Genomic DNA, 24,757 nt, shown 5'->3' on the forward strand with positions numbered 1-24,757 from the left:
CTCCACGTGCACAATTCTTCGAGGACGCGGATCCCTGTGCGTATGCCCAGCATTCTTCGTCCTCGAAGAACTGTGCACACTAGAACGTCTGCGGCCCGGCAGGCCGGGCCCGGGATCAGGTGTCCACTCGGTACCACCCCAAGAAGGAGTGCACGAAGAGCTCTACGCTGCCTCCGGGCCCTTCAAGGGTCAAGGGAAACAGGCTGCCTCCCTGCTCACCCACACGAACCGTGATCTGCTCGACAGATGTGGGATCCCCCAGTTGCTCGCGGAGGTCCGTTGCGAGAGCCTGCAGTTCGGTGTCTGTCAGTTTGTTCACCAAGACTGCACACATACCATCCGTGTCGGAGTTGATCACGCTCCTGGAGAATTCCTGAGCGGCGGCGCTCGGCGTTGAGGCGCCGTTTGGCAGTCCGTCGCAGGAGAATTCCGTCTTGGGGACCCACCAGAACTGCCAGAACATGAAGCCCAGGGCAACGACCAAGCCTATTACTAAGGTCGCTACCGTGGCGCGGAGCGCGATTCTCATGTGTGGGATGCGTACCACGTGACATCCATGGATTTCATGGCCGTGAACGGCTTGTTCAGGGTGTCGGTCGTATGGTAGGTGAGATAGGGTACCTTATTGATCCAGTTGGTAACGACCATCCTGTGCTTGATCTTGCTCTCTCCCTTCTTCTCATATTGGAGGATGTCGCCGAGCCAGAGGTCGGCGACGTTCTTGAGCGCTGAGGCTCTCTTGGACTCGTGCACGGCGAATCGGTAGAAGTTCTCCGCTCCTCCCCAGGTGTAGCTCCCGTTCGGGATCCCGTTGTACCACCAGGCCTTGTTGCTGGTATATATGCCCGACACCGTCGTCCAGCCACCCTGGTGCATCACCTGTGACACAAAGTTCGTGCAATCGTTCGTGTACCGAGTGGGGTAGACTTTGTTGCGACCGTTCCACCACTTCTTGGCATAGTTGATGGCCTTCGTCTTGCTGAGCTTGGCCGCAACGGCGACGTGCAAGTCAGGCTCGTACGTTGCAGGCACGTCAATGCCAGAGACGGCCGGCACTGAGGAACTGGCGACTGTTTCAGACTCGCTGACCACCGAGTCTTGAACGCCGACGCTCAAGACGTCGAGCGCTCCGTCCGAGCCGATTTCCAGGGTCACGGGAAGGACTTCCTCCCACAGCTCGCCTTCAGGCAGCTCAGCAACGGTCCTGGTGACATGTAGCTCGCCAAGGATCTGGGACCCGGACGCGGCGCTGGAAAGAACCTCGATGTCGGCCGTTGTGTCGAGGACCGTGACCCCGCCGTACTCTTCCATCGATCGCTGCTCTGTTCGGAGCGTGTCGAAGTAGTCGGCCAACGCGTCGCTGCCTCCGCGTGACCGACTCGAGGTCTCACTGGTGTCGCCCTCGACCATGATCAGGTCCGCGACTCTCTCGATGTCAGCAGCAAGATCGGCTTCTGACCTTCGCCCAACTCTTCGTTCGCATCGGCACGCGCGCTGGGGGCGGTGCCGAGCATCCCGAGACACAGCACCAACGCTGCGATGAGGCTCGGGGTTCTCCTGCGGTGGCTCATGGGTGACCCTTCAAGTGGGTTGATTGCCGCGAACTCTGTGTAACTCACGGTTGGTGGCTGTGGATGAGTCGGACGTTAGCAGGAATAGTTGCCCGGGTTAAAGCAGCGTGGTACGAAAGTACCGCGGCGCGCGCAGCGCGGACTCGTCGGGCCATCAAAAGAGATAAGTGCTCCTAGTCAGGGGCCAACCTTTCGCTTCAGTAAAGACGATTCGACAAACGCAGTGAACCAGATTGCCTACGATCCGGGTGGGCAGCTGCCAACCCGGATCAGTGGGAATCAGGCGCGGCCGAAGATCGCCACGAGGAAGTCCGAGTCCTGCTCGAACGGGCGCAGGTCCCACGTCGACAGGGCCACCTGGAGGTCGAGGCCACCCTGCTGTGCGTCGGCAAGGAACTCGCCGAACTCGTAGCCGCGGCCGGCGCCGAAGCCGATGATCGCGCGGCCCGTCGGGGCCAGGTGCCTCGCGATGTTCGTCAGCACGTCGACGCGGGTCGACGGGGCGAGGAACCCCATGACGTTGCCGGCGCTGACGATCACGTCGAAGTCGGCCGGGATGCCGCGCGCGGGGAGGTCCATCTCCGCCAGGTCGCCGACGACCCACGTCGGGCCGGGGTGGTCGGCCGCCGCCGCCTCGATCAGCGCAGGGTCGACGTCGATGCCGACGACCTGGTGGCCGCGCTCGTGGAGGTAGGTGCCCAGCCGCCCGGGGCCGCAGCCCGCGTCGAGGATGCGGGAGTTGCGGGAGGCCATCGCGTCGACGGTGCGGGCCTCGCCGTACAGGTCGGCGCCGTTGGCCTCCATGATCTTGAAGCGCTGGATGTAGCGCTGGGAGTGCCCGGGGTCCGCCTCGATGATGCGGGTCCACTTGCTGGGTTCAACAGTCATGCCCGCCATTGTGCCGCACGGGCCGTGGGCGTCGATCCGCCCGCGATGGAGCCTCCTGAGGGAGTCGAACCCTCGACCACTCGCTTACAAGGCGAGCGCTCTGGCCGCTGAGCTAAGGAGGCGCGGGCACCCATTGTGCCAAGTTTGCCCGCGGGGTGCGAAGTCAGGCGCCGGACGCCGTGATGAACAGCTGCCCGTTGCCCTGCGCGAACACCTGTTCGTCGGCAGGGATGAACACGGCCTCGCCCGAGCGCAGCGGGAACGCGCCGTCGTCGCCCTCCAAGGTGAACTCGCCGGAGGCGACCAGAGCGATGCGCCCGCAATCGCCGCGTGGGACGAGCAGCGGGCGGCAGTCGACGGGGGCCACGAGCCACAGCTCGAACTCGGGGAAGGACGTCGGGTAGACGTAGACGCCGTCGGCGCCCTCCGCCAGGAGGACGTTCGGGCGGCGGGGCTCGAAGTCCACGACCTGCAGCAGCCCGTCGACGTCGATGTGCTTGGCGGTCAGCCCGCCGCGCATCACGTTGTCCGAGTTGGCCATCACCTCGATGGCGGTGCCGCGCAGGTAGGCGTGCATCACGCCCGCCTCCAGGGCAACGGCCTCGCCCGGCTGCAGGGAGAAGCGGTTCAGCAGCAGTGCGGCCAGAATCCCCGGCTCCCCGGGGAAGTGCTCGTCGAGCTCGACGGCGGTGCGGGCGAACATGCCGAGCCGACCGGGGGAGTCGAGGTGGTTGACGGCTGCCGCGAGGACGACGTCGACGAGGTGTCGTCGGTCCTCCATCGACAGCACGTCGAGGAAGACCTCCTGGAGTGCGGGGGCGTCGCGGCGGTCGCGGAGCGGGCCGATGACCGACGTCAGCTCCTCGTCGACGCCCAGGGCCTCGTACAGGCCGGCGGTCTCCTGAGGGTCGCGGAACCCGAGGAGGCCCTCGAAGGGCGTCAGAGCGACGATCGCCTCCGGCTTGGGCCAGTCGTCCTTGTATGAGCGGCGGGGGTCGCTGGGATGAAGACCCTGCAGCGACTCCTTCGCGTAGCCGACGACCGCCTGCTCCCTCGAGGGGTGTGCCTGCAGGCTGAGCGGCGACGAGGCCGACAGCAGCTTGACCATGAAAGGCAGCCTGCCCCCGAAGGAGGTTCGCGTGGCCTCGCCGAGGCACTCGGGGGTCGCCACCAGGAGATCGGAGAGGGGCCTTCCGTCTTCGAGCGTGGCCGGGCCGTTCGGGTGCGTGCCCAGCCAGTACTCCGCCCAGGGGAGGCCGTCCTGCTCCACTCCCAGGATTCCGGGGATGGCATCCTCGCTGCCCCAGGCGAAGCGCTGCACGAATCCGTTCAGTCTGCGCATGGAATGTGTGTGTCCTCGTCGTTGATGGTCAGTTCTCCTCAGCGCTATGAGACTAGCGCGCCCCGAACACCTCCGCCCGGGCGAGCGGTGGAGAGGGGCACGAAAGTGCCGCGGTCGCAGCCCAGGGCCACCGCCCGCCCGCTGCTTCGTCGCCCGCCGTGCGGCCGCTGCCCGCTGCCCGACTCGCTAGCGCCCCGGCTTCCCGTGCAGAAAAGTGGCCAGAGCCGGGGCACGCGCGTATAGCCCGAGTGCTGGGGGCCAGGCCACAGTTGTGCGCGGGCCTGGGGCCCGGGTGAATGACATGGATGTGGTTTGCGCCTAGAATGGCGGCCATGTCCGAGGCTCTCTCTTTCGCCGGCGCGGCCGATCTGGCCGAGCGTGACGCCGCCATCCTCGATTTCGAGGACAGCTGGTTCACGTCGTCGGTGCCGAAGGAGCAGGCGATCATGGAGCACTTCTCCATGACGGCGGCCAGGTACTACCAGCACCTGAACACGCTGATCGACACACCCGAGGCCTTGGCCTACAAGCCGCTGCTGGTGAAGCGCCTGCGCCGCATGCGCGTCCAGCGGCAGTCGGCGCGCTCCGCCCGCCGGCTGCAGGGCTGAGTCGGCCCCTTCGCTCCGCTCAGGGCGTTTCGACAAGCTCAACGATCCGATTCCTCGAGCCGCAAACTGCAGACGCTACCCGTTTCGACACATGCCACCGCCATGGCGGTGGCATGTGCGAAGAAGGGTGGCGTCCGCCGGTAAGGGTGGCGTCGCGGGGGGACGGTCAACGGCCCTGGCGCAGCAGCGCCACGATGCCTTCCCTGAACGGGCGCTTCGCGCGTTCCCGGTAGCCGCCGTCGGCCAGGCCGGCCTGCACCTCGAAGAAGTTGGCGGCCGCGCGGTCGCCGGTGCGGAGCAGTGACCAGCCCACCTGTGCGAAGTAGAACAGCAGGAACGGCAGCCCGAGGCAGTAGGCCCACTGCCAGGCGTGCTGCTCCTCGTGCGCGAGCACCGTCGGGGTCCGGGCCTCCGCCTTCTCCAGGCTGTCGCGGAACACGAGCACGACCGAGCCGACGGTCATGGCACCGGCGTCGGTGACGGGCAGCCGGACGCGGTCGAACACCGTCAGGTGCCCGAGCCTGCGCAGCCTGCCCCGTCCGGCCAGCGCGAGGATCAGCCCCAGCGGCGTCGACAGGTTCACGACGTTCGCGGCGTCGCGCAGCCATCTCGACAAATCCATGGGTACCTCCTGCGGCCGACTGGCAGCGAGGTTAGTGCCCGACGGTGTCGGCCAGTCCCGCGCGCCTTGACGGGCAGCAGGTCTTTGCACTCTCTTGGGTCGAGTGCTAATAATGGATCTAGCACTCGGCGAGGTCGAGTGCTACCGAACCGCAGGTGAGGCAACTTGCCGTCCGTCGCGGGCACCGACCGGTTCGCACAACAAGACACTGAAGCAAATTCCGGGGTGCTCGCACCCCATCGACGGGAGGACTCCCGAACCACCATGGCAAAGCTGATTGAGTTCAACGAAGACGCGCGCCGCGGCCTTGAGCGCGGCATGAACACCCTGGCCGACGCGGTCAAGGTGACGCTGGGCCCCAAGGGCCGCAACGTCGTCCTTGAGAAGAAGTGGGGCGCCCCCACCATCACCAACGATGGCGTGTCCATCGCCAAGGAGATCGAGCTCGAGGATCCCTACGAGCGCATTGGCGCCGAGCTCGTCAAGGAGGTCGCCAAGAAGACTGACGACGTCGCTGGCGACGGCACCACCACCGCCACCGTGCTGGCACAGGCGATGGTCCGCGAGGGCCTGCGCAACGTGTCCGCCGGTGCCAACCCGATGGGCCTGAAGAAGGGCATCGAGACGGCCGTCGAGGCGATCGTCGGCAAGATCGCCGAGATGGCGATCGACGTCGAGACCAAGGAGCAGATCGCCGCCACCGCGTCGATCTCCGCCGCTGACTCCACCGTCGGCGAGATCATCGCCGAGGCGATGGACAAGGTCGGCAAGGAAGGCGTCATCACCGTCGAGGAGTCGAACACCTTCGGCCTCGAGCTCGAGCTCACCGAGGGCATGCGCTTCGACAAGGGCTACATCTCCCCGTACTTCGTCACTGACACGGAGCGCATGGAGGCCACCCTCGATGACCCGTACATCCTGATCGCCAACTCCAAGGTCGGCTCGCTGAAGGACCTGCTGCCCGTCCTGGAGAAGGTCATGCAGTCCGGCAAGCCGCTGCTGGTCATCGCCGAGGACGTCGAGGGCGAGGCCCTCGCCGGCCTGATCGTCAACAAGATCCGCGGCACCTTCAAGTCGATCGCCGTCAAGGCGCCCGGCTTCGGCGACCGCCGCAAGGCCATGCTGACCGATATCGCCATCCTCACCGGTGGCCAGGTCATCTCCGAGGAGGTCGGCCTGTCGCTCGACGCCGTCACCCTCGACCTGCTCGGCCGCGCCCGCTCCGTGCTCGTCACCAAGGACGAGTGCACCATCATCGAGGGCGCCGGCGACTCGGCTCAGATCGAGGGTCGCGTGACCCAGATCCGCCGCGAGATCGAGAACTCGGACTCCGACTACGACCGCGAGAAGCTGCAGGAGCGCCTGGCCAAGCTGGCCGGCGGTGTTGCCGTCATCAAGGTCGGTGCGGCCACCGAGGTCGAGCTCAAGGAGCGCAAGCACCGCATCGAGGACGCCGTCCGCAACGCCAAGGCTGCGGTCGAGGAGGGCATCATCCCCGGTGGCGGCGTCGCGCTGCTGCAGGCATCCAAGGCCGCCTCGGTCGAGGGCCTGACCGGTGACGAGGCCGTCGGCGCGCAGATCGTGTTTGCCTCCGCCTCCGCGCCGCTGAAGCAGATCGCCCACAACGCCGGCCTCGAGGGCGGCGTCGTGGCGGAGAAGGTCGGCAACCTTCCCGCGGGCGAGGGCCTCAACGCCGCCACCGGCGAGTACGTCAAGATGGTCGAGGCCGGCATCATCGATCCGGCCAAGGTCACCCGCTCGGCTCTGCAGAACGCCGCGTCGATCGCCGCGCTGTTCCTCACCACCGAGGCCGTCGTCGCGGACAAGCCCGAGAAGGCTGCCCCCGCCGGCGCCCCCGGCATGGACGAGATGGGCGGCATGGGCGGCTTCTGAGCCATCCAGCACCGTATCCGGAGGGCGGTCCCGTCAGGGGCCGCCCTCCGGCGCGTCCAGCCCTAGGTCGATCGTCCTTTCCGTCGGCCGGCCGACGGAAACCACGATGCAGTCGGACTGACGTCCCTGATCCGGCTCCAGTGCGGCGTCTCCTCCACGTCGCAGCTGCTCGCCAGCGGCGGCACCGAGCGACTCCTGCGTCGGCTGATCCGCGACGAACGCGCGCACCGGATCCTGCAGGGCATCTACTCGGTCACCCCATCGCCCACGTGGGATGGCCTCGCCTGGGCGGGCCTGCTGGCGGGTGGGCAGCTCTCGGTCCTCGGCGGCCGGGCGGCGGCCCACCTGTACGGCGTCCTTCCCGCCCCGGAGACCATTGATGTCTGGAGCCCCCACGTGGCGGGAGCGCGCGGCCGGATCCGGCTGAGACGAGGGACCCGGCGCGGCTGGGGTGAGCCCGCGCGCTAGCACCTGGTGGACGCGCTGTTGGACGTCGCCGCAGAGCTCGACATCGATGGCGCCGAGGAACTGACCCACGCGTCCCTCCGCGACAGAAGTCTGAGCCCCCGGGCCCTTGCGCAGCGCGAGCATCGGACACTGGTCGAGCTCGACGGCCGCCTCGGCCACACCGGTCAGGGCGCCTTCCGCGACGCAACGCGCGACAATCTCCACGCTACCGCCGGGTGGGTGACACTCAGGTTCGGCTGGGCCGACGTGTCCAGGGACCCGTGCAAGGTCGCGCGACTCGTCGCGTCGGTCCTGGGAGCGCGTGGGTGGGCAGGAGTGATGCGTCGCTGCCGCCGATGTCCGTGATGCAGTTAGACCCTTCGCTGCGCTCAGGGCACCTCGACAAGCTCGGCGAGCCGGGAGCCGTCAGAGGGGGAGGGGGCGGTCGACGACCTGACGCATCACCAGCGTCGACGAGAGGCGCAGCACGCCGGGCAGGGCGCTGAGCTCCTCGTCGTAGAGGTTCTGGAAGTGGGCGAGGTCGCGCGTGACGACGTGCACGAGGTAGTCGAGGTCGCCGAACACGCGCTGAGCCTGGATCACGTTCGGGATCTCCACGACCGCCCTCTCGAAGGCGCCGAGGACCTCCTTGTTCGCCTCGCGCAGCGTGATGAAGACGAGTGCGCCGAAGCCGAGGCCGACCGCCTCCGGGTTCACGACCGCGCGGTACCCGGCGATCGCGCCGATGCGCTCCAGTTCCCGCAGCCGACGGTGACAGGGGGCGGGGGTGAGCCCCACGCGATCGGCCAGTTCGGTGACCGTCAGGCGCCCGTCCACCTGAAGCTCAGCAAGAATATTGCGGTCAATGTCGTCCACGAAGGCCAATCCTTGCGCAACGCGTCGCAGATCGCCAGGAATCGGCAATCGCGTCGCCGTCGCTCTTCACTAGCGTTGCTCTCCGAAAGGCCGAGCCGGGCAGGTGTCCGGCGCGGCGGAGGAGGGGCGATGGAACTCGGGGTGATCCTGGCGTTCTGGGGCGTGGCGATGATCATCATCGTCGTGCCCGGCGCGGACTGGGCGTATGCGATCACCGGCGGCATGCACCACCGGGCCACCCCGGCGGTGCTTGGCATGCTGACGGGTCACTCGATCGGCATCCTCGTGGTCGCGGCCGGCGTGGGAGCCGTCGTCGCCGCGCATCCGGCGGCCCTCGCCGTCCTCACCCTCGGCGGCGCCGCGTACCTGATGTACCTCGGCGCCGGATCCCTGCTGCGACCCGGCTCGGTCGGCCACGGAGCCGTGGGTGCCGGTTCGGGCTGGTCATGGTGGATGAAGGGAGTGGGCGTCAGCGGAATGAACCCCAAGGTGCTGCTGCTGTTCCTCGCGATCCTGCCCCAGTTCACCCACGCCACCGCGGCCTGGCCCGTCGGTGGTCAGATGCTGCTGCTCGGCGGCATCCACCTGGTCAGCACCGCGGCCGTCTACTTCGCCGTCGGCTTCTCGGCCAGCGCCGTCCTGTCCTCGCGCCCGGCCGCGGCGCGCCTGGTCAGCCGCCTGTCGGGGGGCGCGATGCTGCTGATCGGCGCGGGCCTGCTGACGGATCAGTTCCTGCACTGACGCCGGTGGAGACAGCCGGGAACACGCCTGCCACACTGAGGTCATGGAAGCCAGCGCCGACGACAGGCCCCAGCTCAGGGTGATCAGCACCCCCTGGGGTGCCGTGGTGGAGGACGCGGCCGGATTCGAACCGACCCGGGCCTACTGGGCCAGGCGACCCGTCGTCGCGCAGCTGTGCGCGAAACGGCTTGCGCCGCTCGCCGTCGGCGCGCTGAGCGCGCCCACCCTCTCCGTCGTCGCTGCTGCGTTCGTGGCGGGGATCGTCGCTCAGTCCCTCTGGGTCGCAGTCATCGCGGGTGGGAGCGCCGCGTTGATCAGGCTGTTCCTGCGGCACTGGATCGCGGCGCAGACCATCGTCCGGCCCATCCGCCCCGGCGGCCCCATCCGGGCGACGCTCGACGCGGACAAGGAGGTCACGGCACTGGTGTACCCATCCGTGATGCGGATGGAGAGCTGCCCCCACGGCCTCAGCGTCGTGATCCGCGACCTCGACAAGGCATGGAACGCGGCCGCCGACGCCGACGCGCAGGTCTCGGCGCCCATCCTTGCCAGCCTGCGCGACCTTGCACAGGACCTCCCGACGACCGACGCCGAGGTCGCCCAGGTGCACGGCGCCCTCGACAAGCTCAACGTGACCCTCGAGGCCCACCGGCAGGCACGCGCTGCACTGCAGGAGGCGACGCAGGTTCCCGACGCGATGCAGCCGGCGCCGTCCCGGCACCGCTCGGTCGACTCGCTGGCTGCGCTCGCGCAGACGGTCGAGGAGGACGCCGCGGCGCTGCGTGAGCTGGCCGACGACGAACGGTGGCGCTGACCCTCACGCGCCCCGGATAGGGTGAGGCAGGCGCATCGGAGGAGGGACTGTGGTGAAGGCATCGGTCGCCGCCGACGCCCGCGCGGCGGAGCGCGTGGCCCGCGGCGCCGGAAGAATGCTGCGCGCCGATCTGATGGCTGTCATCGTCGCCGTCCTCGGCCGACGCTTCGCCGAGGCCAGGGTGATCAGCTACGCCGAGTTCCTCGAGCAGGTCTCCGACGACCTCGACGAGTTGCGCGACGACGGGTTCACGCTGCCCCGCAACGCGCAGGAGTATGTGGGCGACTGGATCGCCAACGGCTATCTGGTGCGCAGGGGCTCCACCGCCGCGCGCGAGGAGACCGTGGAGCTCGCCCGCGACGCCGCCGAGGCCCTCCGGTTCGTCGCCGCGATCGATCAGCCCACCTCGGCCGTCACCTCGTCGCGCTTGGCCAACGTCATCGGCCTCCTCGGCGACCTCGCCCGTGACAGCGACCCGGATGCCTCGAGTCGGCTTGAGGCGCTCCGGGCGCGCCGGGAAGAGATCGACGAGGAGATGGCCAGGATCGAGTCCGGCGACTTCGAACCCCTGGACCGAGATCTGGCCCGCGAGAGGATGAGGGAGATCCTGCATCTGGCGGGGGAGATCCCGGGGGACTTCGCGAAGGTCGCCGACGACCTGGAGGCCCTCAACGCCAGCCTGCGTGAGCAGATCATCAACAACGACGGGTCCCGCGGCGGGGTGCTCGACCAGGTGTTCGCCGGGGTGGACCTGATCGAGGGGTCCGAGGCAGGCCGGACGTTCAACGCGTTCCACGAGCTGCTGCTGGACGTGGTCGTCGCGGACCGCTTCGACAGGGCGGTCGACGAGCTGCTGGGACGGGACTTCACGACCGGGCTGGCGGGGACCGAGATCGCCTTCCTCCGCCGATTCCTCTCAGTCCTGCAGCGCGAGTCGTCGCAGGTCCGGCGCAGCTTCACCGACTTCTCCCGCAGCCTCCGCAGGTTCGTCCAGACCCAGGAGTACCGCGAACACAAGCGGCTCGCCGACGCCCTGGCCCGCGCGGACGGCGCCGCCCTGCAGGCACTCAGGCGGCACCCGCCCTCCACGCTGCTCGGCCGCGACCTCGACCTGACCTCGATGCGGATCGCGTCGATCACCGCGTGGCGCCTGCACAACCCCGCCGACCAGCGCTCCGTCGAGGAGGTCACCACCAATGCGGTCGTAGAGCTGGATCTCGAGCAGCTGCGCGCGCTCGTCCGGCTCACGGAGATCGACTTCGCCGAGCTGCAGCGCGACGTGGCCGACACCGTCGCGGCCCGGGGTGTCGCGACGGTCGCCGAGGTTCTTGACCGGCATCCCGCGACGCAGGGCCTGGCCTCCGTGGTGGGGCTGCACATCCTCGCCGCGGAGTACGGGACCCGTTCGGTGGGTGTCGAGGAGTGGGGCTGGGTGTCGGCCGGCGGCCAGCCAAGAACTGTCGGTGCGCCCCGCTACATTTTCGACTCGGTACCTGAGCATTGGAGCCAGCCATGAGTCTGCAGTCTGCGCCGAGGCGAGCCGACGGGGACGACGAGTATGTCGAGGTGGCGGTCGACGACGTCGCCGAGGAGGTCGTCGATCACGGCGAACTGGACCACGCCACCCGACGCCTGCTGCTCAAGCTCCTCAACGGCCCGTACCTGCGAGCCGAGGAGCACTCGCGGCTCTGGGCCGCCCTGGAGCGCAACGAAGCGATCGTCCGGGCGAGGCTGGCCGATCTGTACCTGGACCTGGTGGTGAACCGCGACGCGGGCGTGGCGTTCGTCAGGAATCTCGCGCTGGAGGATGCGCCGCGGGTGGTGCGCTCGCAGCCGTTGCAGCTCATCGAGACGGTCGTTGTCCTCTACCTCCGGCGGGTGCTGCTGGCACACCAGAACGCCGAGTCGCGGGTCTTCGTCGGCACCGACGAGATCGAGGATCACGTCAGGGGATTCCTGCGGCACGAGACCACTGACAAGAAGGGGCAGGAGGAGAAGATCACCCGGGCCATCTCGAAGATGACCAGGAACTCGATCCTCCTCAAGGCCGAGGCCGGCGACAGATGGGAGATCTCCCCCGTGCTGGCCCTGGTCTTCGGGGCGGACGAGGTGGCGGCGGTCACGGCGGACCTGGAGAGGCTGGCCAAGGAATGACCCAGCACCGACTCGCCCGCGTCCAACTCGTCAACTGGGGGACCTTCCGCAGCCACTGGAGCTTCCAGGTGCCGTGGAAGGGCATCCTGCTCACCGGGCCGTCCGGGGCCGGCAAATCGTCGCTGCTCGACGCGATGGCCTCCATCCTCGTCCGGCCCGCGAAGCTCCGGCTCAACGCGGCCGCGCAAGGCACCGACACCGGCGACCAGGGAAGGTCGCTTGTCACCTACGTCCGGGGCGCGCACAAGCGCGAAGCCGACGGCGAGACCGGCGAGGTCGGGACCGCGTTCCTCCGGCCGGGGCCGACCTGGAGCGCCGTCGGGTTGACCTACACCGATGAGGCGGGCCGACGCACCACGTTGCTCAGGCTGTTCCACATCAGCGGGTCCTCGACCGACGCGGCGGATCTGAAGTCGATGTACGCCATCGCGCCGGGCGACGTCGACCTGCAGACGCTCAAGGAGTTCGCCGCCAACGGCATCGAGCAGCGGAGGCTCAAGGCCGCCTTCCCCTCCTGGGACACCTACACCAGCTCGGGCTACACGGGGTTCTCCGAGCGGTTCCGGCGGCTGCTCGGCATCGGCTCCGAGCAGGCCCAGGTGCTGCTCCACAAGACGCAGTCCGCGAAGAACCTCACCAACCTCGACTCGCTCTTCCGTGACTTCATGCTCGACGAGCCCGGCACCTTCGCGCTTGCCACCGAGACCATCAACCAGTTCGACCAGCTGCGAGGCGCCCACGCGGCCGTCGTCGACGCGCGCCTCCAGATCGAGGCGCTGGCGCCGCTGCGGGCATGTGACGGTGTCCTGAGGGAGCTGGCGGCGGAGGCGGAGGAGGTGGCCGCGGAACGGGCGCACCTGGGCACCTGGGTGAACAGGCGTCGCGCCGAGGCCCTCACCGCTGCCCTGGCCGCTGGTCGACCCCGACTTGCCGCGCTCGCCGTGGAGTTGGCCGCCGCCGTGGCCGATGTCGAGGCGGCGGAGGCGGAGCGGCAACGGGCCCAACGCGCCTACGACCAGTCCGGCGGCGCCGACATCGGGCAGCTGGAGGACCAACGCCGCGTCTGGGTCAACGAGGCGGAGCGTGCCATGAGGGAGCGGCTCCGCTACGTGGACCATGCCGCCACTCTCGCCCTGGACCTGCCGGCCGGCCGGGCATCCGCGAACGACTTCGACCTCCAACTGGAGGACGCGCGCGCTCAGTACGACGCCCGTAAGCAGGCCTTCGACGCCGAGCAGCGTTCGCTCCTGGAGTCGCAGGCCGAGGCCCGAAAGGCCCTGGCACGCGCGGAGCGCGACCTTGAGGCGCTCCGGCTGCACCGCTCGAACCTCGACCCCAAACTTCTGGCACTGCGGGCGGCCCTGGCGGACCTCCTCAACGTCGACCGCGCGCGCCTGCCCTTCCTGGGCGAACTGGTGCAGGTGCGCGCCGAGGAGAGCCACTGGACCGGGGCAATCGAGCGCGTGCTCGGCTCGTTCGCGAGGACGCTGGTGATCCCCGAGCAGCACTACCTTGCCGCGGCCGAGTACATCGACGGCCAGTACCTGGGCGCCAGGCTCGTGTACGAGAAGGTCGGGGCTGGGGACACGGCAGGGCCGGCAGACCGCGATGTCGTGCCAGGAACCCTGCCCGAGAAGGTCGAGATCGCTGCCGGCCCCTACGCCTCCTGGGTTGCCGACAGGCTCGATCGAAGGTTCCTCTACACGTGCGTGGACCGGGCATCCGACTTCGCCCGCCACGACAGGGCGGTGACCCTCCAGGGGCAGGTCAAGCACTCCGCCACCCTCCACGAGAAGGATGACCGTCACCGCGTGGGCGACCGTTCCCGCTGGGTGATGGGCTTCTCCACAGAGGCGAAGGAGCGCGAACTCGAGCGGCTCGTCGCAGAGGCGAAGTCCGTCGTCGTTGAGCTCGAGCCGAGACTCCATAGCCTCGATGCCGCCCAACGCGATCTGGGCCACGTGCGCGACGCGCTCAACGCCCTCGCCGAGGTCGAGTGGGACAGGCTCGACCCCGAGCCCGCCAGGCGGCACTTGGCAGAGCTCGACGCCCGGCTGGACCAGTTGCGCGGACTCCACCAGGACATCGGTGCACTGGAGGCCGCGCTCGAGAACGCCACCGAGTCCAGGAGGGCCGCGGATGCCGTTGCCCAGAGGCTCGGCGTCAAGCACGCCGGGTTGGAGGAGCAGCAGCGCAGATCCCAGGAGGAACTCGACCGTCTCGTCGCCGAGCTTGCCGGGGCCGATGAGCTGCCCGAGGACGTCGCGCGTCGGCTGGACGAGCGGGCGGTCGGGCTCGACGAGGCGGGCCTGGAACGCGAGATCGCCGACCAGCTGCACCAGAGGGAGTCCAGGCTCGGGAAGCGGGTGAGCTCTGTCGAGAACGACGTGATCCGGCACATGGGCGAGTACCGCAACCAGTGGAAGTCACAGGCCGCCGACTGGGGGCAGAGCAGGGAGTACCTGCCCGAGTATCTGGCGAGACTCGACGCGCTCGTCGACGACGGCCTCCCCAAGTTCGAGTCCCGCTTCTTCGACCTGCTCGCGAACCAGGCGCGCAACAACATCGGGCAGCTCGCCATGCAGATCCGCAACGCCAGGGCGGAGGTGCGCAGCCGCGTCGACGAGGTCAACAAGTCCCTCATGATGACGCCATACGGCCGGGAGACCTACCTGCAGATCAGGGTCCTGACGCGTCCGCATCCGGACGTCGACCGGTTCCAGCGGACGCTGCACGACATCACCGAGTCCTCGATGCTCGGCGTCGGCTCGGCGGACACACCGGCCGAGCGTCAGGCAGCCGAGGCCCGCTTCCTGCAGATGGAGGACCTGCTGAAGAGGCTCGGGTCGGCGGAGCCCGCGGACCAGCGCTGGCGCGACCGCTGCCTCGACACCCGGCAGCACGTCCAGTTCCAGGCCCAGGTCGTCGACGCCGACGGCGCCCAGCTCGACGTGTTCACCGGGTCCGGCGGGCGCTCCGGCGGCGAGCGGCAGAAGCTCGTGACGTTCTGCCTCGCCGCCGCACTGCGGTTCCAGCTCGCGCCCGAGGGCGAGCCCGTCCCGCGCTACGCGCTCGTCGTGATCGACGAGGCCTTCGACAAGGCCGACCACGACTTCACGCAGGCGGGCCTCGAGGTGTTCCGCACCTTCGGCTTCCAGCTGCTGCTCGCCACCCCCATGAAGATGCTCCAGACGATCGAGGACTACGTCGGCGGGGTGGTCATGGTCTCGAACAACGCCGAGCAGGGATCGGTGCTGCAGGAGCTGCTCTACGACACCGACCTGCCGGGACTGCCCGCGGCCGATGAGGCGCAGCAGGAGGTCCTGATTTGAGGTCGGTGGCCGACCTCCGCTCCCACGCCACCCACGCGTGGCGGCGGCGTCTTCCGGGATGGCTGACCGGCGACGACGAGCCGTTGAGCTGGCCGCTGCAGCCACCGAACGAGACGACGGCGCTGGCCGATCCGGACGACGTCGCGGCATGGGCCTCGGCCTGGCGGGCCTGCGAGGGGAGAGGGATCACCGTCGAGTGGGTCGAGCGGAGCTGGCGGTCGCTCGGGCGGCAGCGACTCCCAGCCCGCGTGCGCGCCGATGCCGGCGCGGTCGCGAGGCTGATCGGGGAGACCGCATCCTGGGAGCGCGCCCGGTACGCAGCGCGATCGCTTCAGGAACAGTGGCCGGACGCGGCGTTCGGCGAGGCGATCAGGTCCTCCGCAAGGGGGCTGGCGCGGCTGGATCGACAGGATGTCGACCGGTTGGTCGCGGTCCTGGGGTGGCTCGCGGATCACCCTGACTCGGGGTTGTTCGAGCGGGAGCTTCCGGTCGAGGGGGTCGACACCAAGTGGTACGAGCGACACCGGAGACTGGTCGAGTCTCTGCTGCCCGCGGTGACGGGGAGCCAGGCCACACCGCGGCGCCACTGGCCGGCCTTCCGCGTGCGGCTCCCCGGCGAACCGGGCGACCTGCGCTGTGACCTTGGCGCTCTCCGCGGACTCGCGGTCAACGCCTCGCGGGTGTTGATCTGCGAGAACCTGACCACGGTCATCACGCTGCCCGACCTCCCCGACACGGTCGCCGTGCACGGCATGGGGTTCGCGGCGCCTTCGCTCGCCGACGTGGCCTGGATCCGCGAGGCCGACGTGTACTACTGGGGAGACCTGGACACCTACGGCTTCCAGATCCTCGGCCGCGTGAGGGCGGCTCTGCCGGGCATCCGCTCGCTCATGATGGACGAGAAGACGCTCGACGACTGGCGCGGCCTCGCCGTGACGGAGCCGAACCCCTATCGCGGCGAGGTCGGCCACCTGACGCTCGCGGAGCTGGGGGCGCTGGCGGCCGTCAGGGCCGGCGACCTTCGGCTTGAGCAGGAGCGGATCGGCCGGGACTACGCCCGCGTCCGCCTCTTCGCGGCCCTGGGTCCATCGCCCACAGCCTGACGGCGGCGTAGCTGCGACACGGGCGCCAGGCCGCCGATGCGCTGGCCACATCGACGATCCCGGCCGCCGCCATCGAGCGCTGCAACACCATGTCGCCGACGGGGAACGCGTCCCTGTCGTCGCCGGTGCGGATCTCCAGCAGGTCGACCGTCCACGGGCCGACGCCGTGCAGCGCGAGCAGTTCCTCCCGCGGCGGGGTCGAGCCCCGTTCCGCGAACAGCACCGCCAGTTCGTGCACCGTACGGGCACGCGAGGCCGGAGTTCCGATGGCGTCCCGCAGTTCGTCGACGGGAACGACGGCCAGGGCACCCGGGACCGGAAACAGGCGGAACCCTGCGACGTCCCCGGTGCCGAAGGCCGCCATCAGCCGCGACCCGATCACCCGGGCCGCGGCCAACGACACCCGCTGGCCCAGCACCGTGAGTACCGCGGCCTCGAACGCGTCGACGTGCCGCGTCAGCCGCATCCCGGGGCTGGCCGCGACGCTGGCGGCCAGCCCGGCGGCCGCCAGGTGCGCGTTGATCGGCGCAAGGTCCGTGGCGAGGTCGAACCAGTCGACCACCAGTGCCCGGAGCCCGGCCAGGATCCCCTCGTCGCGCGTGTCGACGGCCACGGTCGCGCCAGCGGCGTCGAGCGTCACGTCGACGGCGACGACCTCCCCGACGTCGACGAGGCGGAAGACGGTGCGCGTCGCCGGATCGACGCGGTCCAGCCCGACGACCGTGTGCCGCGCGAGGGTGTCGAACGCGACCTGCGGGTCGAAGGGTCCGTTCGCGGCGACGTGCAGCGTGGTCAACGGGATTCGAGGTCGAGCAGCGTGCGCTTGGCGTCGAGCCCGCCCAGGTAGCCGCCCAGCGAGCCGTCGCTGCGCAGCACCCGGTGGCAGGGCACGACGATCGGCAGCGGGTTGGTCGCGCAGGCGGTCCCGACGGCCCGCACCGCGTTCGGGTTGCCGACCCGCTGGGCGACCTCCTTGTACGTGAGGGTCCGCCCGTACGCGATGTGCGGCAGGAAGGCCTGAACCGTCGCGCGGAAGCCCGCGCTGAGCGCGTGGTCGACGGGCAGGTCGAAGCTGGTTCGACATCCGTCGAAGTATTCATCGAGCTCGCGGACCGCGTCGTCGAGGCCGCCTGGGGCCTCGAGGATGCGCGGGCTGACGCGGTCGGCCAGCGACTGCAGCACGACGTCGAAGCCCTCCCTCTCGAACGCGACCCTCACGAGCCCGGACCCGGTGGCCGCGAGCAGCAGCGGACCGACGGGGGAGTCGACGGTGCGAACCCTCAGCTCGAGCAGGCCGGCTGATGCCGCCTCCGTGGCGAGCCGCCCACGCAACTCGGCGAGCGAGGAGTCGGAGACGGGGAACAGGTCGGTCACGGCAGTATCCCTTCGATGGAGTCGAACCGGCGGCGGAGCGCGGCGATGCCGTCGGCGGCAGCGCGACGCACGGCGGCGGGTGACCCCCCGATCAGTTCGGCGGTCTCCGCGTGGGGCAGCCCGCCGAGGTAGTGGCAGGCGACGGCCAGGCGCTGGCGCTCCGGCAGCGCCGCCACCGCGTCCCACCAGAAGAACGCGTCGCCGTCGTCGGTCGTCGGCGCCTCCGGCAGCGGGTCGAGGGGCACGGCCCTCCGGGCACGCGCGCGGGCGAGGTCGACGGCCTTCCGGTACGCGACGGTCACCAGCCAGGCCTCGACGTTCGTGTCCTCGTCCAGATCGGGCCACGCCCGCAGCGCGGCCAGGAACGTCTCGGACCAGGCGTCGTCGGCGTCCGGACCCGCGCCGAGGGTGGCGCGGCAGACGCGCAGCACGGTCGCGCCGTGCCGCTCGACGGCGATCTGGAAAGGCTGCTTCATCCCCACACACGGTAGACGCGCGGGGCGGCGGAAGTGTGAGGTGTCCCCCGGAGATTTCTCAGGCGGCGACGCGCTTCATGCGGTGCATGCTGACGTTGCCCCAGTCGGGCCCTGCGCGGAAGGCCTCGTCGCAGTCGACGAAGCCGCGCCGCTGGTAGAAGCGGTGGGCGCGCTCGTTGCCGTCGATCAGCCAGAGGTAGAGGTCCTCGCCGCGGTCGATCTCCGCGAGGAGCTCGTCGGCGAGCCCGGTGCCGTGGAACGCGGGCGAGACGTACAGGCGGGCAAGCTCCCGGGGCGCGGGGGAGGGGACGTAGCCGAGCGCCACCTCCCACGAGGCCGGCCCGTCGACGATCGACGCGAGCCCCACGATGGCCCCGTCGACCTCGGCGACGATGCGGCGCGCCGTGCCCGGCTCGGCGAACTTCCCCTCCAGCTCCGCCAGGAAGTCGTCGCGCTGACCGCCCTGCCGGTCCGCGAAGTCGTCCGGCACGATGCCGGTGTAGGCGATCGCCTGCTGCGAGACCAGGAAATCGAACCAGGCGGGGGCATCGGCGGAGGTCGGGGGGCGCAGAATCACCGGACGATTGTAGGCGTGAGACGCATCGGACGCGAAGACGGGGAGCGTGGCGGCGCCCGCCGCCGGCGGGGGTGCGGCAGAATGTCGCCATGAGTCTGCTAGAGGTGATCGCCCTGCACGCCGCCGACGCCGAGCGGGCCGAGGCCGGCGGAGCCGACCGCATCGAACTGCTCGGCACCATGGATTTCGACGGACTCTCTCCCGAGCCGCGCACCGTCGAGAAGGCTCGTCGCGCGACGTCCATCCAGATCCGGCCGATGGTGCGGCTGCGCGAAGGCTTCGGCACCGACGGTGGAGAGGTGACGCGCCTCAAAGGGCTGATCTCCTCCTACCTGGAGGCCGGAGCCGACGGGGTCGTGCTCGGCTTCCTCAACGGGCTCGGCGAGGTCGACCTCGAGGTGATCGGCGAGCTCGTCGGCGACGGGACCGTGCCCTGGACGTTCCACCGGGCCATCGACAACGTGCTGGACCTCGACAAGGCCTGGGCGAGACTCCGTGACCTGCCGGGGCTGACGCAGGTGCTCACCGCCGGGTCGGCGCGCGGCGTCGAGCACGGCCTCGACGAACTCACCTCCCGCGCCCGCTCCGACGCGCGGGTCGCGAAGCTCATCATGGCGGGCGGAGGCCTCGTCCCCGACCACATCCCCTGGCTCTGCCGCGCAGGCATCCGCGCCTTCCACCTCGGCTCGCCCGCCAGACCGGGCAGGTCGTTCCGCGCCTACGTCGACCCCGACCTGGTGGCCAGCTGGCGCGACCTGATCGACGACGAGACGGAGCACGCCCGTGCCCACGTCTGAGCGCCCGGTCAAGCGCCGCGAGGGCGCCCGCGTCGTCGTCGTGGCAGGGGACCGCGTCCTACTCCAGGGCGACACCGACCCCGGCATCCCCGGCTCCCGATTCTGGCAGGTCCCGGGTGGCGGAGTGGACGCAGGCGAGGACCTTCGCGTGGCAGCGGTCCGCGAGCTGGCGGAGGAGACAGGCCTGGTCATCGAGCCCGGGGAGCTGGAGGGCCCAGTGGCGACCCGGGTCGTGACACACGGGTACAGCGACCGCATCCTGATCCAGGCCGAGACGTTCTTCCGGGTCCGCACGAACGAGTTCAATCCGACGGTCGACGGGCTGACGCCCTGGGAACAGGAGCGTGACCTGCAACCGGAGTGGTTCGATCTCGACGCGCTGCCGGAGGCCGTGTGGCCGGCGCAGCTGGGGTCGCTCGTCGCCTGGGATGGGTCGGAGCCGCTCGGCCTGGGTGAGGTCGAGGAGTCGACCGTGCCCTACGTCAGAGCTTCCGCATTCCGGAGATGAAGAACACGAACGCCAGCACCAGCGACACGAGACCGCCGAGAGCACTGCCCTCGCCGAGGGTGCCGAGCCCTAGCTGACCGAAGAGGAACAAGACGCCGAGGCCCAGTGAGATCGGCCCGGCGACGTTGGTGAGGACTCTGGTCCGTAGCCCGAGCACGCCCGCGGCGATCAGCAGGAACGGCACCGCGGCCTGGAAGAGGAAGCCACCCAGGCACAGGGCCCCGGCAACCTGCGCCAACCTTCGCTGCTGCTGCAGCTGCGGCCCGGCTGGCTGGGACATCCGGCCGGGCGGGTAGGGCATCGGCGGCTGGGCGCGCATCGGCGCCGGCGGCAGCGGGGCGTGCTGCACTGGAGGCCCCCAGGGCGCCGGCGCAGGCGCTGCCGCGAGGGCCGGAGGCGGAGCGGTCGTGGTGAGCGGAAGACCGACCGGAGGCGCATCGGGGGCGCCGTCGTCGTAGCTGTGCTCGTAGTTCTCCGTCGCGAAGGGTGTCCGTGGATCCCGTGGCCCGCTCGGGGCACCCGGCGCGGTGGTCATGGCCGCGGCGGACACAGCGAAGCCCTCGCGAGGGTCGCGGTGCGACTGCTCGCCGGTACCGAAGCTCTCCAGAGGCGGCTGCTCCACGGCGTCGAACCGCGCGGGCGGCGTCTCGGCGCCGGGCGTGCCACTCGTGTACGGCTCGCCGACCGGCAGCGGATCGACGCTCGGCGTGGCGAACCCATCGGGTCGCTCGACGGGCGCGTAGGCGGCGCCGTCCTTCCAGGTGGCCATGCCCGCCATCCTAACCGTGGCGCGGAAGCGCGTGTGAGCAGTCGAGTTGCGCACTTCGGTGGCTCGACGGCGCACAGCTCGCCTGCGTCGACCGCGGCCAGATAGAGTGTTTGTTAACTTCATTACCAATGCTTGCGAGTCAAAGAGGTCCCCGTGGAAGTTGTCATCTGCAAGACCGCCGAAGAGGTCGGCCCCCGCGCCGCCGACCACGTCATCGACTGCATCAGCGGCCTGTCCACGCCGGTCCTCGGCCTGGCCACCGGCAGCTCGCCGCTGTCGCTGTACGCCGAGCTGGCGCGCCGCGTCGAAGCGGGCGAGCTCGACCTGTCGCACGCGCTGGCCTTCGCGCTCGATGAGTACGTCGGCATCGATCCGGCGCACCCGGAGAGCTACGCCAACGTCATCCGCCGCACCGTGACGGAGCCGCTGCACCTGTCTGAGTCCCGCGTCCGCGTCCCGGACGGCGCCGCCGACGACGTCGCGGCCGCCGCTGCCGACTACGACGCCGCGATCGAGGCCCTCGGCGGCGTCGACTGCCAGATCCTCGGCATCGGCTCCAACGGCCACATCGGCTTCAACGAGCCGTTCTCGTCCTTCTCGTCGCGCACCCGCATCAAGACGCTGACCCCGCAGACCCGCGAGGACAACGCCCGCTTCTTCAACAGCCTCGACGAGGTGCCCCGCCACTGCGTCACCCAGGGTCTCGGCACCATCATGGACTCGCACTCCGCCGTGCTCGTCGCCACCGGTGAGGGCAAGGCCGAGGCGGTCGCGGCCATGATCGAGGGGCCCGTCTCGCAGGTGTGCCCGGCCTCCATCCTGCAGTTCCACCCCCGCGCCATCATCGTGATCGACGAGGCCGCCGCGTCGAAGCTTCAGCACCGCAAGTACCTCACGGACCTGCAGGAGCTGATCGAGGGCTACTACGCCCACTGAGGCCACTGCGGTGCATTGGGGTCCTTGCTTCTGACCGGATAGACTTACCCGTCGGATACATCTAGTCAGGAGCGAGGACTTCAGTGCCTACAGGTCGAGTGCGGTTCTTCGACGCCGACAAGGGCTTTGGTTTCATCACCAAGGACGACGGCGGCGACGTCTACGTGCGGTCCAACGCGCTTCCGGACGGCGTCACCACGCTGAAGGCCGGGCAGCGTGTCGAGTTCGGCGTGTTCGAGGGCCGGAAGGGTGAGCAGGCGCTGAGTCTCCAGCTGCTGGAGGCTCCGGTCTCGCTGTCGAAGGCCGGGCGACGCAAGCCCGAGCAGATGGGTGTCATCGTCGAGGACCTCATCAAGATGCTCGAGACCATCGGCAACGACTACCGTCACCGCCGCTACCCGGACGCCCGCAAGTCCGAGAAGGTTGCGCAGGTGCTGCGCCGCGTCGCCGACGAACTGGAGCTCTGACCCATGCCTCGACCCAAGCTCGACGCCGCCACCGCCGAGGCCGTCGACCTCGCACGCGACGCCGCCGTCGTCTCCGGCGGCGACGACGCCGTCGGCCGTCACCTTGATGCGGTAGCCGAGGACGGCGACCGCATCGTCACCCACACCTTCGAGTGCCTGCTGCCCGGCTACGCCGACTGGCACTGGGCGGTCACTCTCGTGCGCGCCTCGCGTGCCAAGCTGCCCACCGTCAACGAGGTCGTCCTGCTGCCGTCCGCAGGTGCCCTGCTGGCCCCGGACTGGGTGCCGTGGGAGGACCGCATCGGCCCCGGCGACATCGCACCGGGCATGCTCATGGCCACCCCGGACAATGATCCGCGCCTCGAGCCCGGCTTTTCCGCCACGGACCTGCCGGCCGACGGCGACGACGCGGACTGGGTCCAGCTGCGCTCGACCGTCGCCGAGCTCGGCCTCGGCCGTGCCCGCGTGCTGAGCCACGAGGGCCGTGACCTTGCAGCCGAGCGCTGGCTCGCCGGGCCGCCCGGGCCGAAGGACGAGGCCTCGCACGAGGCGCCCGCCCACTGCGGCACCTGCGGTTACTTCGTCGCGCTGCGCGGCTCGCTCGGCGTGATCTTCGGGGCGTGCACCAACGAGTACTCGCCCTCGGACGGCCGGGTCGTCTCGCTTGAGCACGGCTGCGGCGGCCACTCCGACGTGGTGGGGGAGCATCGGGCCAAGGAGCTGCCCGCTCCAGTATTTGACACGATCGGCGTCGATTCGACGCTTTTCGACTGAGTCACCGGCCGTCTTCCCTGCCCTGTGACAGCGCGTAGAGCGCTCAGCGGCAGGGAGGGCACAGGCCGTGGCACTTTGCAAGCGGCGCCGTCTGCCGGAACGGGTGATACCGGGGCGCTTCCTGAACCCTACGATCCACTGACGTGGTTACGAACTCTCCCAGCGCAGCCAAGCTGCCCACCGAGACGGATGGCAAGTCCGGGCTCGACCGCTTCTTTGAGATCACCAAGCGAGGCTCCTCCGTCGGTGCGGAGGTCCGTGGTGGACTCGTCACGTTCTTCGCGATGGCCTACATCATCGCGCTGAACCCGCTGATCATCGGTACGGTCGCCGACGTCAACGGCAACCTCATCTCCGGCCAGCCCGCCGACGCAGAGGGCGCGATCGTCGCCTCGATCGCCATGGTGGCCGCAGCCACTGCGCTGATCGCCGGCATCATGACGATCCTGATGGGCCTCATCGGCAGGTTCCCGCTCGCCATCGCCTCGGGCCTGGGCCTGAACGCGCTGGTGGCCTACACCCTGGTTCCCCAGATGACCTGGCCGCAGGCCATGGGCCTGGTGGTCTGGGAAGGCATCATCATCACGATCCTGGTGCTGACCGGATTCCGCACCGCGGTCTTCAAGGCCGTCCCGCCGCCGCTGCGGACCGCCATCTCGGTGGGCATCGGCCTCTTCATCGCCTTCGTCGGTCTCGTCAACGCGGGCGTCGTCCGCGCAGGGTCCGGCACCCCCGTCCAGCTCGGCATCTCCGGCTCGCTGATGGGCTGGCCCATCGCGATCTTCCTCATCGGCATGGTCCTGCTGATCACGCTGCATGTCTGGAAGGTCAAGGGCGCCATGCTCATCTCGATCATCGCCGCGACCGTGCTGGCCGTGATCGTCGAGGCCGTCGCGCACGTCGGCGGTCAGGTCCCCGACGGCAGCAACCCGTCGGGCTGGTCGCTGAACGTCCCGGCGCTGACCGGCGGCTTCTCCCTGCCTGACCTGAGCCTGCTCGGCCGCGTCGACATGATCGGCGCGTTCTTCCCGAACGGCCAGTTCTCCTGGATGCACGCCCTCGGGCTGGTCGTCCTGATCTTCTCGCTGCTGCTCGCCGACTTCTTCGACACCATGGGCACCATGGTCGCCGTCGGTTCCGAGGGTGGCCTGAACGACGAGAACGGCATGCCGCCGCGGACCACCGAGATCCTGCTCGTCGACTCGCTGGGCGCCGTCGCGGGTGGCCTGGGGTCCGTCTCCTCGACCACGTCCTACGTCGAGTCCACCGCAGGCGTCGGCGAGGGTGCCCGCACCGGCCTCGCCTCCGTCGTGACCGGCGTCGCGTTCCTGCTGGCCGTGTTCCTGGCTCCGCTGGTCAACCTCGTCCCCTTCGAGGCGGCCAGCCCCGTCCTGGTCTTCGTCGGCTTCCTGATGATCTCGCAGGTCGCGGACATCGACTGGAGCCGCCCCGAGATCGGCATCCCGGTCTTCCTGACGATCATCCTGATGCCCTTCTCCTACTCGATCACCGTCGGCATCGGCGCGGGCTTCCTGAGCTACGTGTTCATCCGCCTGATCAAGGGCGAGGCCAAGAGGATCCACCCGCTGATGTACGTCGTCGCCGCGATGTTCGTCATCTACTTCGTGCAGGGCGCGATCCTGGCTGCCATCGGCGCCTGATCCCTGCCGAGACGACCCCGGACCCGA

General features: G+C 69.5%; 28 protein-coding genes and 1 tRNA gene. 15 read left to right on the forward strand and 14 right to left on the reverse strand.

Annotation, left to right across the window (positions count from 1 at the left end; translation table 11 throughout):
* Nucleotides 1-115 precede the first annotated feature (115 nt).
* The 6 genes from KDB89_RS02395 to manA form a co-directional block, all read right to left on the reverse strand.
* Nucleotides 116-529: a hypothetical protein gene (locus KDB89_RS02395; RefSeq protein WP_219083184.1), complete on the reverse strand. Its 414-nt coding sequence runs from the start codon at nucleotides 527-529 to the stop codon at nucleotides 116-118.
* Complete coding sequence (locus KDB89_RS02400) at nucleotides 526-1,410, reverse strand: amidase domain-containing protein (RefSeq protein ID WP_219083186.1); 885 nt, start codon at nucleotides 1,408-1,410, stop codon at nucleotides 526-528. The genes KDB89_RS02395 and KDB89_RS02400 overlap by 4 nt, the downstream gene beginning before the upstream one ends.
* Nucleotides 1,411-1,412: 2 nt before the next feature.
* Nucleotides 1,413-1,571 carry a hypothetical protein gene (locus KDB89_RS02405; protein ID WP_219083188.1) on the reverse strand — a complete coding sequence of 53 codons (159 nt, stop codon included), beginning with the start codon at nucleotides 1,569-1,571 and terminating at the stop codon, nucleotides 1,413-1,415.
* Between the two features lie 279 nt (nucleotides 1,572-1,850).
* Nucleotides 1,851-2,459, reverse strand: coding sequence for a class I SAM-dependent methyltransferase (locus KDB89_RS02410; protein WP_219083190.1), 609 nt, complete (start codon nucleotides 2,457-2,459; stop codon nucleotides 1,851-1,853).
* A 46-nt stretch (nucleotides 2,460-2,505) separates the two neighbouring features.
* Nucleotides 2,506-2,581 (reverse strand) — tRNA-Thr (locus KDB89_RS02415).
* 41 nt (nucleotides 2,582-2,622) lie between these two features.
* Nucleotides 2,623-3,801: a mannose-6-phosphate isomerase, class I gene (manA, locus tag KDB89_RS02420; RefSeq protein WP_219083192.1), complete on the reverse strand. Its 1,179-nt coding sequence runs from the start codon at nucleotides 3,799-3,801 to the stop codon at nucleotides 2,623-2,625.
* 323 nt (nucleotides 3,802-4,124) lie between these two features.
* Here manA and KDB89_RS02425 point away from each other — a divergent pair, with 323 nt between their 5' ends.
* Nucleotides 4,125-4,409: a DUF3263 domain-containing protein gene (locus tag KDB89_RS02425; RefSeq protein ID WP_439654863.1), complete on the forward strand. Its 285-nt coding sequence runs from the start codon at nucleotides 4,125-4,127 to the stop codon at nucleotides 4,407-4,409.
* Between the two features lie 166 nt (nucleotides 4,410-4,575).
* On the opposite strand, the gene KDB89_RS02430 is transcribed toward KDB89_RS02425, so the two are convergent.
* On the reverse strand, nucleotides 4,576-5,031 hold the full coding sequence (locus KDB89_RS02430; protein ID WP_219083196.1) for a hypothetical protein: 456 nt from the start codon (nucleotides 5,029-5,031) through the stop codon (nucleotides 4,576-4,578).
* A gap of 264 nt (nucleotides 5,032-5,295) precedes the next feature.
* Here KDB89_RS02430 and groL point away from each other — a divergent pair, with 264 nt between their 5' ends.
* Entirely contained in the window at nucleotides 5,296-6,924 is a 1,629-nt protein-coding gene (gene groL, locus KDB89_RS02435) for a chaperonin GroEL (protein ID WP_219083198.1), read from the forward strand.
* 33 nt (nucleotides 6,925-6,957) lie between these two features.
* On the opposite strand, the gene KDB89_RS14570 is transcribed toward groL, so the two are convergent.
* Complete coding sequence (locus tag KDB89_RS14570; protein WP_255556470.1) at nucleotides 6,958-7,596, reverse strand: hypothetical protein; 639 nt, start codon at nucleotides 7,594-7,596, stop codon at nucleotides 6,958-6,960.
* Here KDB89_RS14570 and KDB89_RS14575 point away from each other — a divergent pair.
* Nucleotides 7,522-7,737 (forward strand): DUF559 domain-containing protein, encoded by a 216-nt coding sequence (locus KDB89_RS14575; protein ID WP_255556377.1) that lies wholly within the window; start codon nucleotides 7,522-7,524, stop codon nucleotides 7,735-7,737. The genes KDB89_RS14570 and KDB89_RS14575 overlap by 75 nt on opposite strands.
* Nucleotides 7,738-7,797: 60 nt before the next feature.
* Here KDB89_RS14575 and KDB89_RS02450 read toward each other — a convergent pair whose 3' ends face one another.
* Nucleotides 7,798-8,247: an Lrp/AsnC family transcriptional regulator gene (locus tag KDB89_RS02450; RefSeq protein WP_219083204.1), complete on the reverse strand. Its 450-nt coding sequence runs from the start codon at nucleotides 8,245-8,247 to the stop codon at nucleotides 7,798-7,800.
* A gap of 129 nt (nucleotides 8,248-8,376) precedes the next feature.
* Between KDB89_RS02450 and KDB89_RS02455 the strand changes: the two genes are divergently transcribed.
* The 6 genes from KDB89_RS02455 to KDB89_RS02480 are packed head-to-tail and all read left to right on the forward strand — an operon-like array spanning nucleotide 8,377 to nucleotide 16,391.
* Complete coding sequence (locus KDB89_RS02455; RefSeq protein ID WP_219083206.1) at nucleotides 8,377-8,988, forward strand: LysE family translocator; 612 nt, start codon at nucleotides 8,377-8,379, stop codon at nucleotides 8,986-8,988.
* A gap of 43 nt (nucleotides 8,989-9,031) precedes the next feature.
* Nucleotides 9,032-9,802: a hypothetical protein gene (locus KDB89_RS02460; protein ID WP_219083208.1), complete on the forward strand. Its 771-nt coding sequence runs from the start codon at nucleotides 9,032-9,034 to the stop codon at nucleotides 9,800-9,802.
* 49 nt (nucleotides 9,803-9,851) lie between these two features.
* Complete coding sequence (locus tag KDB89_RS02465; protein ID WP_219083210.1) at nucleotides 9,852-11,318, forward strand: DUF3375 domain-containing protein; 1,467 nt, start codon at nucleotides 9,852-9,854, stop codon at nucleotides 11,316-11,318.
* Nucleotides 11,315-11,956, forward strand: coding sequence for a DUF4194 domain-containing protein (locus tag KDB89_RS02470; protein ID WP_219083212.1), 642 nt, complete (start codon nucleotides 11,315-11,317; stop codon nucleotides 11,954-11,956). The genes KDB89_RS02465 and KDB89_RS02470 overlap by 4 nt, the downstream gene beginning before the upstream one ends.
* A complete protein-coding gene (locus KDB89_RS02475; protein ID WP_219083213.1) occupies nucleotides 11,953-15,288 on the forward strand; it encodes an ATP-binding protein in 3,336 nt (1,111 codons plus the stop codon). Before KDB89_RS02470 ends, KDB89_RS02475 begins: the two co-directional genes overlap by 4 nt.
* Before the next feature lie 5 nt (nucleotides 15,289-15,293).
* A complete protein-coding gene (locus tag KDB89_RS02480) occupies nucleotides 15,294-16,391 on the forward strand; it encodes a DUF3322 domain-containing protein (RefSeq protein WP_219083215.1) in 1,098 nt (365 codons plus the stop codon).
* Here the strand turns inward: KDB89_RS02480 and KDB89_RS02485 are convergent.
* From KDB89_RS02485 to KDB89_RS02500, 4 genes are read right to left on the reverse strand one after another with little or no spacing between them, the layout of a single operon-like run.
* Nucleotides 16,294-17,187 carry a DNA-3-methyladenine glycosylase family protein gene (locus KDB89_RS02485; RefSeq protein ID WP_219083217.1) on the reverse strand — a complete coding sequence of 298 codons (894 nt, stop codon included), beginning with the start codon at nucleotides 17,185-17,187 and terminating at the stop codon, nucleotides 16,294-16,296. The two genes, KDB89_RS02480 and KDB89_RS02485, sit on opposite strands and share 98 nt — an antisense overlap.
* The gene (locus tag KDB89_RS02490) at nucleotides 17,184-17,765 is read right to left on the reverse strand and encodes a methylated-DNA--[protein]-cysteine S-methyltransferase (protein WP_219083219.1); all 582 of its coding nucleotides are present in this window, start codon (nucleotides 17,763-17,765) and stop codon (nucleotides 17,184-17,186) included. The genes KDB89_RS02485 and KDB89_RS02490 overlap by 4 nt, the downstream gene beginning before the upstream one ends.
* Entirely contained in the window at nucleotides 17,762-18,241 is a 480-nt protein-coding gene (locus tag KDB89_RS02495) for an RNA polymerase sigma factor (RefSeq protein ID WP_219083221.1), read from the reverse strand. Before KDB89_RS02495 ends, KDB89_RS02490 begins: the two co-directional genes overlap by 4 nt.
* Nucleotides 18,242-18,299: 58 nt before the next feature.
* Nucleotides 18,300-18,818, reverse strand: a complete 519-nt coding sequence (locus KDB89_RS02500; RefSeq protein WP_219083223.1) for a GNAT family N-acetyltransferase — start codon at nucleotides 18,816-18,818, stop codon at nucleotides 18,300-18,302.
* Between the two features lie 89 nt (nucleotides 18,819-18,907).
* Here KDB89_RS02500 and KDB89_RS02505 point away from each other — a divergent pair, with 89 nt between their 5' ends.
* The gene (locus tag KDB89_RS02505; protein ID WP_219083225.1) at nucleotides 18,908-19,615 is read left to right on the forward strand and encodes a copper homeostasis protein CutC; all 708 of its coding nucleotides are present in this window, start codon (nucleotides 18,908-18,910) and stop codon (nucleotides 19,613-19,615) included.
* Nucleotides 19,602-20,123, forward strand: coding sequence for an NUDIX hydrolase (locus KDB89_RS02510; RefSeq protein WP_219083226.1), 522 nt, complete (start codon nucleotides 19,602-19,604; stop codon nucleotides 20,121-20,123). Before KDB89_RS02505 ends, KDB89_RS02510 begins: the two co-directional genes overlap by 14 nt.
* Here the strand turns inward: KDB89_RS02510 and KDB89_RS02515 are convergent.
* A complete protein-coding gene (locus KDB89_RS02515) occupies nucleotides 20,098-20,892 on the reverse strand; it encodes a hypothetical protein (RefSeq protein WP_219083228.1) in 795 nt (264 codons plus the stop codon). The genes KDB89_RS02510 and KDB89_RS02515 overlap by 26 nt on opposite strands.
* Before the next feature lie 153 nt (nucleotides 20,893-21,045).
* On the opposite strand from KDB89_RS02515, the gene nagB reads away from it, so the two are divergent.
* From nagB to KDB89_RS02535, 4 genes are all read left to right on the forward strand, one after another.
* A complete protein-coding gene (gene nagB / locus KDB89_RS02520; RefSeq protein ID WP_219083230.1) occupies nucleotides 21,046-21,828 on the forward strand; it encodes a glucosamine-6-phosphate deaminase in 783 nt (260 codons plus the stop codon).
* Nucleotides 21,829-21,911: 83 nt separating this feature from the next.
* Complete coding sequence (locus tag KDB89_RS02525; RefSeq protein ID WP_219083232.1) at nucleotides 21,912-22,295, forward strand: cold-shock protein; 384 nt, start codon at nucleotides 21,912-21,914, stop codon at nucleotides 22,293-22,295.
* A gap of 3 nt (nucleotides 22,296-22,298) precedes the next feature.
* On the forward strand, nucleotides 22,299-23,069 hold the full coding sequence (locus tag KDB89_RS02530) for a DUF3027 domain-containing protein (protein ID WP_219083235.1): 771 nt from the start codon (nucleotides 22,299-22,301) through the stop codon (nucleotides 23,067-23,069).
* Nucleotides 23,070-23,242: 173 nt separating this feature from the next.
* A complete protein-coding gene (locus tag KDB89_RS02535) occupies nucleotides 23,243-24,730 on the forward strand; it encodes an NCS2 family permease (protein ID WP_255556379.1) in 1,488 nt (495 codons plus the stop codon).
* Nucleotides 24,731-24,757: the final 27 nt, after the last annotated feature.

This window comes from Tessaracoccus palaemonis (assembly GCF_019316905.1).
Classification (GTDB): domain Bacteria; phylum Actinomycetota; class Actinomycetes; order Propionibacteriales; family Propionibacteriaceae; genus Arachnia; species Arachnia palaemonis.

Coding starts and splice junctions, on each gene's coding strand:
- KDB89_RS02455 (WP_219083206.1), top strand. CDS start 8,377: ATGGAACTCGGGGTGATCCTGGCGTTCTGGGGCGTGGCGATGATCATC.
- KDB89_RS02475 (WP_219083213.1), top strand. CDS start 11,953: ATGACCCAGCACCGACTCGCCCGCGTCCAACTCGTCAACTGGGGGACC.
- manA (WP_219083192.1), bottom strand. CDS start 3,801: ATGCGCAGACTGAACGGATTCGTGCAGCGCTTCGCCTGGGGCAGCGAG.
- KDB89_RS02405 (WP_219083188.1), bottom strand. CDS start 1,571: ATGAGCCACCGCAGGAGAACCCCGAGCCTCATCGCAGCGTTGGTGCTG.
- KDB89_RS02425 (WP_439654863.1), top strand. CDS start 4,125: ATGGCGGCCATGTCCGAGGCTCTCTCTTTCGCCGGCGCGGCCGATCTG.
- KDB89_RS02470 (WP_219083212.1), top strand. CDS start 11,315: ATGAGTCTGCAGTCTGCGCCGAGGCGAGCCGACGGGGACGACGAGTAT.
- KDB89_RS02530 (WP_219083235.1), top strand. CDS start 22,299: ATGCCTCGACCCAAGCTCGACGCCGCCACCGCCGAGGCCGTCGACCTC.
- KDB89_RS02400 (WP_219083186.1), bottom strand. CDS start 1,410: ATGGTCGAGGGCGACACCAGTGAGACCTCGAGTCGGTCACGCGGAGGC.
- KDB89_RS02395 (WP_219083184.1), bottom strand. CDS start 529: ATGAGAATCGCGCTCCGCGCCACGGTAGCGACCTTAGTAATAGGCTTG.
- KDB89_RS02460 (WP_219083208.1), top strand. CDS start 9,032: ATGGAAGCCAGCGCCGACGACAGGCCCCAGCTCAGGGTGATCAGCACC.
- KDB89_RS02495 (WP_219083221.1), bottom strand. CDS start 18,241: ATGAAGCAGCCTTTCCAGATCGCCGTCGAGCGGCACGGCGCGACCGTG.
- groL (WP_219083198.1), top strand. CDS start 5,296: ATGGCAAAGCTGATTGAGTTCAACGAAGACGCGCGCCGCGGCCTTGAG.
- KDB89_RS02430 (WP_219083196.1), bottom strand. CDS start 5,031: ATGGATTTGTCGAGATGGCTGCGCGACGCCGCGAACGTCGTGAACCTG.
- KDB89_RS02410 (WP_219083190.1), bottom strand. CDS start 2,459: ATGACTGTTGAACCCAGCAAGTGGACCCGCATCATCGAGGCGGACCCC.
- KDB89_RS02515 (WP_219083228.1), bottom strand. CDS start 20,892: ATGGCCACCTGGAAGGACGGCGCCGCCTACGCGCCCGTCGAGCGACCC.
- KDB89_RS02505 (WP_219083225.1), top strand. CDS start 18,908: ATGAGTCTGCTAGAGGTGATCGCCCTGCACGCCGCCGACGCCGAGCGG.